Here is an 11,671-nt window from a genome sequence, read left to right as displayed (position 1 = left end):
CGGTGAGCTCCGGCCGGCTCAGTGGTGGCTGGGCGCGGGTGGCGCGTCCGGCACCTCGAGCGCGACGTCGTCGACGTAGCAGTAGAACCACTCCTCGCCCGGCTCGAACGAGCGGATGACCGGGTGGTCCTCGTCGTGGGCGTGGGCCGTCGCGTGCCGCCCCGGTGAGGAGTCGCAGCAGCCCACGTGGCCGCACTCCTGGCACAGGCGCAGGTGCACCCACGTGCTGCCGTCGCGCAGGCACTCCTCACACCCGTCGGCGCGGGGGACGGGTGGGGCCGGGTCGGTGAGGTGCGTGCAGGCCATCGGGTCCTCCAGGGTGGTCGTGACGAGCGGGACGGGGTCGCAGTCGGCGTGGCCGGCGGCGTCGACGCGCGTCGCCAATGGTGGGCCGCCGATGCCGGCGCAGAACTGCAGCTGTCGGTCGCCGGGCGCCTCGGCGAGGACGTCGTCGCGCACCGTGAGCGCGGCGATCACGCCACCGGCGGCGAGCGCCGCCGCGCTGACCCACATCGCGACCCCGAAGCCGGCGTCGAAGGCCGCGGGGTCGTCGTAGGCCCGTCCGGACAGACCGGCGACCGCGGGCACCACCGCGACGGCGAGCAGGCCGGCCGTGCGGGCCACGGCGTTGTTGACGCCCGAGGCCATCCCGGCGTGCTCGGCGGGAGCCGCGGCGAGGGCGGTCGCCGTGAGCGGCGAGACCATCGTCACGAGGCCCAGGCCGAGGACGAGGACGGCCGGCAGGACGTCGACGAGGTACGAGGCGCCGGGCCCGAGCCGGAGCATGAGGAGGACGCCGACCGCGGCGACGACCGGCCCGGCGGCCATCTGCCGGCGGGGTCCGAGCCGGGCGGCCAGGGCGCCGGAGCGCGACGAGAGCAGGAGCATCACGCCGGTCACGGGCAGGAGCGCCGTGCCGGCCGCGAGGGGCGAGAAACCGCTGACGACCTGGAGCTGGACGACGAGCAGGAGGAAGACCGCTCCGAGGCCGCCGTAGACGACGAAGGTCACGAGGTTGGCGGCGCGGAACTGGGGGCGGCGGAAGGCGTCGAGCGGGAGCATCGGCGAGGCGGCCCGCCGCTCGACGACGACGAAGGCCGTCCCGGCCACGACGCCCACCGCCGCGGCGAGGAGGACCGCAGGGGACGCCCCGGACTCGCCGGCCGAGATGAGCGCGTACGTGGCTCCGCCGAGCGCCAGCGCGCCGAGGACCGCCCCGGTGACGTCGACCGGGCCGCCGGCGCCCGGGTCACGGCTCTCCGGGACGTGCCGCACCGCGAGGGCGACGACGACCGCGGCGAGCGGCACGTTGACGAGGAAGACCCACCGCCAGGAGAAGGACTGGACGAGCCAGCCGCCGAGGAACGGCCCGATCGCGGTGGCCACGCCACCGAGCCCGGACCACGCACCGATCGCGCGGCCCCGGTCCTCCGGAGCGATGCTCGCCTGGATCATCGCGAGGCTCCCCGGGGTGAGCAGCGCCGCGCCGACCCCCTGGAGGGCACGAGCCGCGACGAGGAGGCCGGCGTCCGGGGCCGCCCCGCAGAGCAGGGACGCGGCCGCGAACCAGACGACCCCGACGACGAAGACCCGGCGGCGCCCGAACCGGTCGCCGAGCACGCCCCCCAAGAGGATGAACGCCGCGAGCGTGAGGGCGTACGCCGAGACGGTCCACTGGAGGGTCGCGAAGTCGGCGTCGAGCGACTGCCCGATCGCCGGCAGCGCGACGTTGACGACGGTCGCGTCGATGCCGGCGAGGGCGGAGCCGAGGATGGAGGCCACGAGCAGCCAACGCCCGCCGGGCGAGCCGAGGGGCAGCCCGCGGGTGACGGTGGGGGTCGCGGCGCTCACCCGCCCATCGAACCAGCCGGTCCGGCCCGCGTCGCCCGGAGGTCCGGGCGAGCGGAGCGTCAGGTGACGGTGGCGCGGGCGGTGAACTCCGGGCGCTCGTGCTCGGCGCCGTCGAGGACGGCGCGCAGCTGCTCGGCGGCGCGGAGCACGTCGGCGTGGGTGAGGTACATCGGGGAGAAGCCCAGCCGGACGATGTCGGGCTCGCGGAAGTCGCCGACGACGCCGCGCGCGACGAGGGCCTGCACGACGCCGTACGCGCCGGGGTGCCGGACCGAGACCTGCGACCCGCGCCGGTCGGGGTCGCGTGGGGTGGCGACCTCGACCTCCGGGACGAGGGCGTCGAGGCACTCGAGGAAGAAGCCGGTGAGCGAGAGCGAACGGGCGCGAAGAGCGGCGACGGACTCGCCGTCGTAGGCGTGCAGCGCGGCCTCGAGCGCGAGCATCGAGAGCAGCGGCGGGGTGCCGACCCGGCCGCGGGAGATGCCGTCGGCCGGGGCGAACTCCGGGGCCATCGCGAACGGCGTCGCATGGCCGTTCCACCCCGAGAGCGGCTGGTCGAAGTCGTCGTGGTGGCGCCGGGCGACGTAGAGGAAGGCCGGCGCGCCGGGGCCGCCGTTGAGGTACTTGTAACCGCAGCCGACGGCGAGGTCGGCGCCGTGCTCGTCGAGGCCGACCTCGAGGACGCCCGCGGAGTGGCAGAGGTCCCAGCAGGCCAGTGCGCCGACGTCGTGGGCGGCGCGGGTGATGGCGGGCAGGTCCCAGAGCTCGCCGGTGCGGTAGTCGACCGAGCTGTAGGAGGCGAGGACGAGGTCGTCGCCGAGGGCGGCGATGCGCGCGGGAGCGTCGGGTGGTGGGACGAGCTCGACGGTGAGGCCCGCGTCGCGGGCGGCGGCCTGCGTGACGTAGAGGTCGGTGGGGAAGGAGGCGGGGTCGGTGAGGACGACCTGGCGGCCGGGGCGCATCCGGGCGGCGGCGACGACGGCCTTGTAGAGGTTGACCGTCGTGGAGTCGGTGCAGATGACCTGGCCCTCGCGGGCCCCGACGAGGGCGCCGATGCGGTCGCCGACCCGGGTGGGGGCGCCCCACCAGTCCGCCTCGTTCCAGCTGGCGATGAGCCGGTTGCCCCACTGGCGGTGGACGACGTCGGCGACGGCCTCGGGGACGCCGGCCGGGAGCGCGCCGAGCGAGTTGCCGTCGAGGTAGACGACGCCCGCGGGGAGGCGGAAGCGGCCGCGGAGGTCGGTGCCGGCGTGCTCGGCGTCGAGGGTGCGGGCCCGGTCGGTCAGCGCTGACGACATGCGCCGACGCTATCGCGGGCGAACCCGGGCCGGAGGGCCCTGCCCGCCGGGGTCCCGGGTGGGGCGGGTCGGCCAACCCGGGTGGGGCGGGTCGCCCGACCCGGGTGAGGCCCGTCGCCCGACCCGAGGGCACCGGTGTGGTCACCAAGACTCCTTGCGACGAGCACGGAGTGTTGGAGGGGAGGGTGGGTCGTCGGCTCTCAGGACGGTCGACCGAACCGCCCCTCGGGCTCAGGCGTCGAGGGTCATGAGCAGCACCGGGCGGCGGTCCGGCGGCAGCCAGTGCGGCCGCACCTCGCCGACGACCCGCCAGCCGCGCCGCCGGTAGAGGTCGGCGGCGGGCGAGTGCTCCTGGACGACGTCGAGCACCGGGCGCCGGCCCACGGCCCGGGCCGAGCCCACCGCCACCTCGAGCAGCCGTGACCCCACGCCCAGCCCGCGCGACCCCGGGTCGACGAACAGGGTCGAGACCGCCGCCAGTCGCTCGGCCGGCTCACCGAGCGCGTCGGTGAAGGCGTCGGCCTCCCAGCCCACGGCCGGGTGGAGCAGCGCGACGTGCCCGGCGACCGCCCCCGAGACCTCCGCCACCCACGCCCCCAGCTCGCCCGAGCGCACGACGAACTCCTCCGCGGGGAAGGGCAGCGGCCAGCGCACCGGGTACCCCGACCCCGACTGTTGCGCCGCGAGCACCTCGACGAGCCGCGGCACGTCGCCCGGGGTGCGCGGACGGACGTCGACCGACGGGGACGCGGGGGAGGCCACGCCCCGAGGCTAGGGCCCCCCACCGACCCACCCGCCCCCGCCCGTAGCATCGCGACGTGAGCAGCACCCCCACCATCGGCGTCCTCGCGGTCCAGGGCGACGTCCGCGAGCACCTCGTCGCGCTCGAGCGCGGCGGAGCGCAGGCGGTCACCGTGCGCCGCCCGGCCGAGGTCGCCGCCGTCGACGGCCTCGTCCTGCCCGGTGGCGAGTCGACGACCATCGACAAGCTCGTCCGCGCCTTCGACCTCCAGGCGCCGCTGCGCGAGCGGATCGCCGACGGCCTGCCCGTCTACGGCTCGTGCGCCGGGATGATCCTGCTCGCCGACCGCCTCGCCGACGGCGCCACCGGCCAGCAGACGCTCGGCGGGATGGACATCCTCGTGCGGCGCAACGCCTTCGGCCGGCAGGTCGACTCCTTCGAGGAGGACCTGCACATCCGTGAGCTCGGCGGCGAGCCGGTGCGTGCGGTCTTCATCCGGGCGCCGTGGGTCGAGGAGGCGGGGGAGGCCGTCGAGGTCCTCGCCCGGGTCGAGCACGGACCGGCCGCGGGTAGGATCGTCGCCGCGCGTCAGCGGAACCTGCTGGTCACGTCCTTCCACCCCGAGGTGACCGGCGACCACCGGGTGCACCAGCTGTTCGTCGACATCGTGAGACAGAGTCTGAGGGAGCGTTCATGAGCGGCCACTCCAAATGGGCCACCACCAAGCACAAGAAGGCGGCGATCGACGCCAAGCGCGGCAAGCTCTTCGCCAAGCTCATCAAGAACATCGAGGTCGCGGCCCGCACCGGTGGCGGTGACCCCGCGGGTAACCCGACGCTCTACGACGCCATCCAGAAGGCGAAGAAGTCCTCGGTCCCCAACAACAACATCGACAACGCGGTCAAGCGCGGGTCGGGGGCCACGGCCGGCGGCGCCGACTGGGAGACCATCACGTACGAGGGCTACGCGCCCGGCGGCGTCGCGGTGCTCATCGAGTGCCTCACCGACAACCGTAACCGTGCGGCCGCCGAGGTGCGCACCGCCCTGACCCGCAACGGCGGGCAGCTCGCCGACCCCGGGTCGGTCGCCTACGTGTTCGACCGCAAGGGCGTCGTCATCGTCCCGAAGGCCGAGAAGTCCGAGGACGACCTGCTCGAGATCGTCCTCGACGCCGGCGCCGAGGAGGTCAACGACAACGGCGACACCTGGGAGGTCGTCTCCGAGGCCACCGACTTCGTCGCGGTCCGCAGCGCGCTCCAGGAGGCCGGCGTCGACTACGACTCGGCCGAGGCGTCGTGGGTGCCGAACCTCCAGATCCCGCTCGACCTCGAGGGCGCGAAGAAGATGATCCGCGTCATCGAGGCCCTCGAGGACTCCGACGACGTCCAGGACGTCTTCGCCAACGGCGACATCCCCGACACGGTCCTCGCCGAGCTCGACGCGGAGGACTGAGCCCGGCACCGACGCGCCGCGAGCGTGTCGGTGTCCGGCGCGGCCGCGGCGCTCCCGTAGCGTGGGCACCGAACAGGTGTTCCAATCCGTCGGCAAGGAGTCCAGCGTGCGCGTCCTCGGGGTGGACCCCGGCCTCACCCGGTGCGGCCTCGGGGTCGTCGACGGCCGTCCGGGGCGCGCCACGATGGTCGCCGTCGGTGTCGTGCGCACCCCGAGCTCGGCCGACCCGGGGGAGCGGTTGCTCTACGTCGAGACCGAGCTCGGCGGCTGGCTCGACCGGTTCGCCCCCGAGGTCGTCGCCGTCGAGCGCGTCTTCGCCGACGTCAACGTCGCGAGCGTCATGACCACCGCGCACGCCACCGCCGTCGCCCTGCTCTGCGCGGCCCGCCGGGGGCTGCCGGTCGTCTTCCACACGCCCACCGAGGTCAAGGCGGCCGTCACCGGCAGCGGGCGGGCCGACAAGGCCCAGGTGACGCAGATGGTCACCCGCATCCTCGGCCTCGACGTCGCCCCGAGGCCCGCCGACGCCGCCGATGCCCTCGCGCTGGCCATCTGCCACGCCTGGCGCGGCGCCCAGGACGCGCGGCTCACGGCGCTCGCCGAGGCGGCCCGCCGGTGATCGCCTCCGTCCACGGCCGGGTCGGGCACGTCGGCCTCGACCGCGTCGTCGTCGAGGTCGGCGGGGTCGGGATGCTCGTGCACACCACGCCGGCCACCGCCGCCGCATGCCAGCGCGGCCAGGAGGCCACGCTCGCCACGACCCTCGTGGTCCGCGAGGACTCCCTCACCCTCTTCGGGTTCTCCGGCGCCGCCGAGCGCGACATGTTCGAGACCGTGCAGACCGTCTCCGGGGTCGGCCCGCGGCTCGCCCTCGCGATGCTCTCGGTCATGGGCCCCGACGAGCTCGCCGGCGCGCTGACCACCGGAGACACCAAGGCCCTCACGGCCATCCCCGGCATCGGCGCCAAGTCCGCGCAGCGGCTCGTCCTCGAGCTGCGCGACAAGGTCGGGGCGCTGCACGGCACCGGCACCCCGCCGGCCGGCACCGCCACCGCGGCCACCCCGGCCGAGCCGTGGCGCGAGCAGGTCACCGAGGCCCTCGTCGGTCTCGGCTGGAGCGGCAAGCAGGCCGTCGACGCCGTCGAGCGGGTTGCCGCCGACGCGCCCGCCGACGCCGAGGTCGCCACGTACCTGCGCCTCGCGCTGCGCGAGCTGCGCCGGTGAGCACCGGCCCGGCCGACGGGTTCGGCAGCGAGATCCGCGAGGCCGACGGCTCGTTCGAGGCCACCGCCCGGGTCGTCGACGCCGGCGGCAGCGACGACGAGCGGGTCGTCGAGGCGGCCCTGCGCCCCCGCCGGCTCGCCGAGTTCCCCGGCCAGCCGCGGGTCCGCGACCAGCTGGGCCTCGTCCTCGAGGCCGCCCGGCGTCGGGGCAGCCCGCCCGACCACGTGCTGCTCTCCGGCCCGCCCGGCCTGGGCAAGACGACACTCGCGATGATCGTCGCCGCCGAGCTCGAGCGCCCGATCCGGGTGACGAGCGGGCCCGCCATCCAGCACGCGGGCGACCTCGCCGCCGTCCTCTCCAGCCTCGACGAAGGCGAGGTCCTCTTCCTCGACGAGATCCACCGGATGAGCCGGGCCGCCGAGGAGATGCTCTACCTCGCGATGGAGGACTTCCGCGTCGACGTCGTCGTCGGCAAGGGGCCGGGCGCGACCGCCATCCCGCTCGAGCTGCCGCCGTTCACCGTCGTCGGAGCGACGACGCGGGCCGGGCTGCTCCCGGCGCCGCTGCGCGACCGGTTCGGGTTCACCGGCCACCTCGACTTCTACGAGGTCGGCGACCTCGTGGCGATCCTCCACCGCTCGGCCGGCCTGCTCGGGGTCGAGGCCGACGAGGCGGCGGTCCGCGAGGTCGCCGGCCGCTCCCGCGGGACCCCCCGCATCGCCAACCGGCTGCTGCGCCGGGTCCGCGACTGGGCCCAGGTGCACGGCGGCGGTCACGTCGACCACCACGCCGCGCGCGAGGCCCTCGCCCTCTTCGACGTCGACGAGGCCGGCCTCGACCGTCTCGACCGCGCCGTCCTCGAGGCCCTGTGCCGACGCTTCGCGGGCGGGCCGGTCGGGCTCTCGACCCTCGCCGTCGCCGTGGGGGAGGAGTCCGACACCGTCGAGACCGTCGCCGAGCCCTACCTCGTCCGGGAGGGGTTCATGGCCCGCACGCCGCGCGGTCGCACCGCGACGGGCAGGGCGTGGGCGCACCTCGGCCTGCAGGCGCCGGCCCACGCCCCGCAGCAGAGCGTCCTGCCGCTCGACGACGACGGTCCCGGCCGGCTCGGGGGCTGAGCGGGCGCCACGACCCGGGCACGCGGAGCCTCGCCGCTTCGTTGGTGAGGCGTCCGGCTCTGACCTAGAGTGGTCCCTCGGCCCGGTGCGTCCGGGCCGATCCACTGCTCGCCATCCGCGGTGACCCCGCTCCGAAGGACCTACACCGATGTCTTCCGGCTCCGGCTCCGGCCTGACCTACCTCCTCATCCTGGGACTGCCGTTCCTCCTCCTGCTCTGGATGTTCTTCACCCAGCGCAACCGGGCGAAGCAGGTGCAGACGCTGCAGGGCTCGCTCCAGGTCGGGGACGAGGTCGTCACGACCTCGGGCCTCTTCGGCACGATCACCGCGCTCGACGAGAAGGTCGCGACCCTCGACGTCGGCCAGGGGACCACCCTGCGCTTCGACCGCCGGGCCATCGGCATGCGCCAGGACCTGCCGGGGGCCGAGCCGACCGAGCCGACCGCGCCGCAGGGCGAGGGGGACTGACGTGGCGAGCACCGCACCGCGCACCGCCGCGCGCCGCGCCCTCATCGGGCTCACCGTCCTCGTCGTCGTCCTCGGCGGCCTCCTCGGCGGCTCGATGGTCTGGAGCGACGGCCAGGCGACCCCGAAGCTCGGCCTCGACCTCGAGGGCGGCACCCAGATCATTCTCGAGCCGCGCAGCAGCACCGGCCAGAAGCCGAGCGCCGAGCAGCTCGCCCAGGCGCGCGACATCATCGTGCAGCGCGTCGACTCCAACGGCGTCTCCGGCGCGGAGGTCACCACCCAGGGTGACCAGAACATCGTCGTGAGCATCCCGGAGATCCCGACCCAGGCCGTCCGCGACGCGATCAGCAAGTCCTCGCAGATGCAGTTCCGCCCGGTGCTCGCGGTCGGCTCCGGCGTCCCCGTGCCGACCCCGTCGGCCAGCGCCTCCGGGGGCGCCTCGCCGTCGGCCAGCCCGGCGCCGTCGGCCTCCTCCTCGGTCGGCGCGGCGAGCCCGTCGCCGAGCGCCTCCTCGACGAGCAACAGCGCCGTCAACGACGCCCTGACCGCCGCCACCCCGACCCCGAGCGGGTCGGCCACCCCGTCGCCCGACGCGTCGGCCAGCCCGAGCCCGAGCCCCTCGTCGAGCGGCGGCACCCCGACGAAGGCCACCGACCTCGCGTGGATCACGCCCGAGGTGCAGCAGGCCTACGACGCCCTCGACTGCTCCAAGCCCGAGTCCCGCGAGAACATCCGCGACGTCGACACCCAGCCGCTGGTCACCTGCGGCGTCGACGACGGGGCGAAGTACATCCTCGGACCGGTCGTCGTCTCCGGCGACAAGATCAGCAACGCGACGGCGGGCTACCAGACCAACCAGCAGGGTGTCGCGACGAGCACGGTCGAGATCGCGCTCTCGTTCAACAGCGAGGGCACGAAGCAGTACGCGGACATCAGCCGCGAGATGGTCACCCTGCCCGAGCCGCAGAACCAGCTCGCCGCCACCCTCGACTCCCAGGTCATCGTCGCGCCGCGGTTCAACGAGGCGATCCCCAACGGCCGCGCCAGCATCACCGGCAGCTTCACCCTCGAGTCCGCCCGCTCGCTCGCCGACCAGCTGAAGTTCGGCGCCCTGCCCCTGTCCTTCGAGGAGCAGTCGAGCGTCGACATCAGCCCGACCCTCGGCAGCGAGCAGCTGCGCTACGGCTTCGTCGCCGGCCTCGTCGGCCTGCTCCTCGTCGTCGTCTACTCGCTCTTCCAGTACCGCGTGCTCGGGTTCGTGACGGTCAGCTCCATCGTCGTCGCGGGGCTGCTCACCTACCTGACGATCACCGTCCTCGGCTGGGCCCAGAACTACCGCCTCGACATGGCCGGCGTCACCGGGCTCATCGTCGCCATCGGGTTCACCGCCGACAGCTTCATCGTCTACTTCGAGCGGGTCCGCGACGAGCTGCGCGAGGGCCGGTCGCTGGCCAGCGCGGTCGAGACCGGGTGGAACCGCGCCAAGCGCACCGTCCTCATCGCCGACGGCGTGAACTTCCTCGCGGCGATCGTCCTCTACCTGCTCGCGAGCTCGAGCGTGCGCGGCTTCGCGTTCACCCTCGGCCTGACGACGCTCATCGACCTCCTCGTCGTCTTCTGGTTCACCCACCCGCTGCTCACGCTGCTCACCCGGGTGCCGTTCTTCCGCGACGGCCACCGGCTCTCCGGGCTCGACCCGCGCCGGCTGGGCGCCAAGACCCGCACCTACGCGGGTCGCGGGAGGTTCACGCCCGTCACGACCGCCGTCCGCGACACCGAAGGGAGCCGGGCATGACCAGCTTCGCCGAGCTCGGCAACGACCTCTACACCGGCAAGCGCTCGCTCGGCGTCGTCGAGCACCGCCGCCGCTTCTACCTCGTCTCCGCCGTGCTCGTCGCCATCGCGGTGATCGGGCTCGGGGTCCAGCACCTCAACCTCAGCCTCGAGTTCCGCGGCGGGTCCGAGTTCCGCGTCGCCACCTCGTCGGCCCCCGCGGGCTACGAGCAGACCGCCCGCGACGCCGTCGGCGCGGCCGAGGACGAGAGCGGCGTCAACGTCACCCTCGTCGGCAACGACACCGTCCGGGTCCAGACCGAGCGGCTCTCCGACACCGCGAGCCAGGACGTGCGCGGCACCCTGGCCAAGGCCTTCGGCGTGCCCGAGCAGGACGTCAGCGCGACGTTCATCGGCCCCTCGTGGGGGGCGTCGGTCAGCGAGCAGGCGCTGCGCGCGCTCATCATCTTCCTCATCGCCGTCGTCATCATGCTGAGCATCTACTTCCGCAACTGGAAGATGGCCGTCGCCGCGCTCTTCGCGATGATGCACGACCTCGTCATCACCGTCGGCGTCTACGCCCTCATCGGGTTCGAGGTCTCGCCGGCGACGATGATCGGCTTCCTCACCGTCCTCGGCTACAGCCTCTACGACACCGTCGTCGTCTTCGACAAGGTGCGCGAGAACACGACCGAGGCCTTCGCCACCGGCCGGATGACCCTGGCCCAGGCGGCCAACCTCGCCGTCAACCAGACGATGGTTCGCTCCATCAACACGACGGTCATCGGCCTGCTCCCGATCGCCGCGGTCCTCGCCGTCGGCTCGGTCTTCCTCGGCCCCGGCGTGCTCGTCGACCTCTCGCTCGTCCTCTTCGTCGGCATCCTCGTCGGCGCCTACTCCTCGATCTTCATCGCGACGCCGGTGCTCGTCACCCTGCGCCGCAAGGAGCCGGCCGTCGTCGAGCTCGAGAAGCGGGCCCTGCGCCACCAGGCGAAGAAGGCCAAGGACGCCCGTGCGGCCGAGGCCGAGGCGCCCGAGGGCCTCGAGGGCGAGCCCGTCCCCGCCGGGTCGGTCGCCGTCGCCGAGCGCGAGGAGGGCGCGACCCTCACCGGTCGGGCCGTCCACCAGTACGCGCGCTCCGGCCCGCGCAACCAGCCCAAGCGGGCGCCGAAGTCCAAGCGGTAGCCGGTGCCGCACCCCCCGGAGCCGAGCCTCGACGAGGTCGTCGCCGCGGCCCTGCGCGACGTCCCCGACTTCCCGCAGCCCGGCGTCGTCTTCAAGGACATCACCCCGCTGCTCGCCGACCCCGTGGCCTTCGCGCGGGTCGTCGAGGGCCTGGCCGACGGCCGGCGCGGTGGCGTCGACCTCGTCGCCGGGGTCGAGGCCCGCGGCTTCGTCGTCGGGGCGGCCCTGGCTCACGCGATGGGCGTCGGCTTCGTCCCGGTCCGCAAGGCCGGCAAGCTGCCCGGCGACACCGTCGCCGCCACGTACGACCTCGAGTACGGCTCGGCGACCATCGAGGTCCACGCCGACGCCGTGCCGGCGGGGGAGCGGGTCGTCCTCGTCGACGACGTGCTCGCCACCGGGGGCACCGCCCTCGCGGCCTGGGACCTGCTCGAGCGGGTCGGTGCCGACGTCGTCGGCTTCGACTGCGTCGTCGAGCTCGCCTTCCTCGGCGGGCGCGACCGGCTGGGCGAACGCCCGGTCCGGGCCCTGCACGTCGTGGCCTGAGCACGAACTAGAC

At 74.4% G+C, this 11,671-nt stretch carries 12 protein-coding genes; 9 read left to right on the top strand and 3 right to left on the bottom strand.

The window, feature by feature from the left end; genetic code table 11:
* Positions 1-18: 18 nt before the first annotated feature.
* The 3 genes from JQN70_RS04940 to JQN70_RS04930 form a co-directional block, all read right to left on the bottom strand.
* Entirely contained in the window at positions 19-1,851 is a 1,833-nt protein-coding gene (locus JQN70_RS04940; protein WP_204130218.1) for a DHA2 family efflux MFS transporter permease subunit, read from the bottom strand.
* A gap of 59 nt (positions 1,852-1,910) precedes the next feature.
* A complete protein-coding gene (gene kynU, locus JQN70_RS04935; protein WP_204130217.1) occupies positions 1,911-3,149 on the bottom strand; it encodes a kynureninase in 1,239 nt (412 codons plus the stop codon).
* 231 nt (positions 3,150-3,380) lie between these two features.
* Positions 3,381-3,911: a GNAT family N-acetyltransferase gene (locus tag JQN70_RS04930; RefSeq protein WP_307835824.1), complete on the bottom strand. Its 531-nt coding sequence runs from the start codon at positions 3,909-3,911 to the stop codon at positions 3,381-3,383.
* Positions 3,912-3,967: 56 nt separating this feature from the next.
* On the opposite strand from JQN70_RS04930, the gene pdxT reads away from it, so the two are divergent.
* The 9 genes from pdxT to JQN70_RS04885 all read left to right on the top strand — a co-directional run bounded on the left by pdxT (position 3,968) and on the right by JQN70_RS04885 (position 11,658).
* Positions 3,968-4,588, top strand: coding sequence for a pyridoxal 5'-phosphate synthase glutaminase subunit PdxT (pdxT, locus tag JQN70_RS04925; protein ID WP_204130216.1), 621 nt, complete (start codon positions 3,968-3,970; stop codon positions 4,586-4,588).
* Entirely contained in the window at positions 4,585-5,343 is a 759-nt protein-coding gene (locus JQN70_RS04920) for a YebC/PmpR family DNA-binding transcriptional regulator (RefSeq protein ID WP_204130215.1), read from the top strand. Before pdxT ends, JQN70_RS04920 begins: the two co-directional genes overlap by 4 nt.
* A 106-nt stretch (positions 5,344-5,449) precedes the next feature.
* A complete protein-coding gene (ruvC, locus tag JQN70_RS04915; RefSeq protein WP_204130311.1) occupies positions 5,450-5,962 on the top strand; it encodes a crossover junction endodeoxyribonuclease RuvC in 513 nt (170 codons plus the stop codon).
* Positions 5,959-6,567, top strand: coding sequence for a Holliday junction branch migration protein RuvA (gene ruvA, locus JQN70_RS04910; protein ID WP_204130214.1), 609 nt, complete (start codon positions 5,959-5,961; stop codon positions 6,565-6,567). The genes ruvC and ruvA overlap by 4 nt, the downstream gene beginning before the upstream one ends.
* Positions 6,564-7,685 carry a Holliday junction branch migration DNA helicase RuvB gene (gene ruvB, locus JQN70_RS04905; RefSeq protein WP_204130213.1) on the top strand — a complete coding sequence of 374 codons (1,122 nt, stop codon included), beginning with the start codon at positions 6,564-6,566 and terminating at the stop codon, positions 7,683-7,685. Before ruvA ends, ruvB begins: the two co-directional genes overlap by 4 nt.
* Before the next feature lie 148 nt (positions 7,686-7,833).
* On the top strand, positions 7,834-8,154 hold the full coding sequence (yajC, locus tag JQN70_RS04900) for a preprotein translocase subunit YajC (protein WP_204130212.1): 321 nt from the start codon (positions 7,834-7,836) through the stop codon (positions 8,152-8,154).
* A gap of 1 nt (position 8,155) precedes the next feature.
* Positions 8,156-9,949: a protein translocase subunit SecD gene (gene secD, locus JQN70_RS04895; RefSeq protein ID WP_204130211.1), complete on the top strand. Its 1,794-nt coding sequence runs from the start codon at positions 8,156-8,158 to the stop codon at positions 9,947-9,949.
* Complete coding sequence (gene secF / locus JQN70_RS04890; RefSeq protein ID WP_204130210.1) at positions 9,946-11,112, top strand: protein translocase subunit SecF; 1,167 nt, start codon at positions 9,946-9,948, stop codon at positions 11,110-11,112. Before secD ends, secF begins: the two co-directional genes overlap by 4 nt.
* Before the next feature lie 3 nt (positions 11,113-11,115).
* The gene (locus JQN70_RS04885) at positions 11,116-11,658 is read left to right on the top strand and encodes an adenine phosphoribosyltransferase (RefSeq protein ID WP_204130209.1); all 543 of its coding nucleotides are present in this window, start codon (positions 11,116-11,118) and stop codon (positions 11,656-11,658) included.
* Positions 11,659-11,671 lie beyond the last annotated feature (13 nt).

Source organism: Phycicoccus sonneratiae, from assembly GCF_016887965.1.
Lineage (GTDB): Bacteria > Actinomycetota > Actinomycetes > Actinomycetales > Dermatophilaceae > Phycicoccus > Phycicoccus sonneratiae.
The sequence above is the reverse complement of the archived record's forward strand: the minus strand, read 5'-3'. Positions and strand labels throughout refer to the sequence as shown.

Coding starts and splice junctions, on each gene's coding strand:
- yajC (WP_204130212.1), top strand. CDS start 7,834: ATGTCTTCCGGCTCCGGCTCCGGCCTGACCTACCTCCTCATCCTGGGA.
- kynU (WP_204130217.1), bottom strand. CDS start 3,149: ATGTCGTCAGCGCTGACCGACCGGGCCCGCACCCTCGACGCCGAGCAC.
- secF (WP_204130210.1), top strand. CDS start 9,946: ATGACCAGCTTCGCCGAGCTCGGCAACGACCTCTACACCGGCAAGCGC.
- JQN70_RS04920 (WP_204130215.1), top strand. CDS start 4,585: ATGAGCGGCCACTCCAAATGGGCCACCACCAAGCACAAGAAGGCGGCG.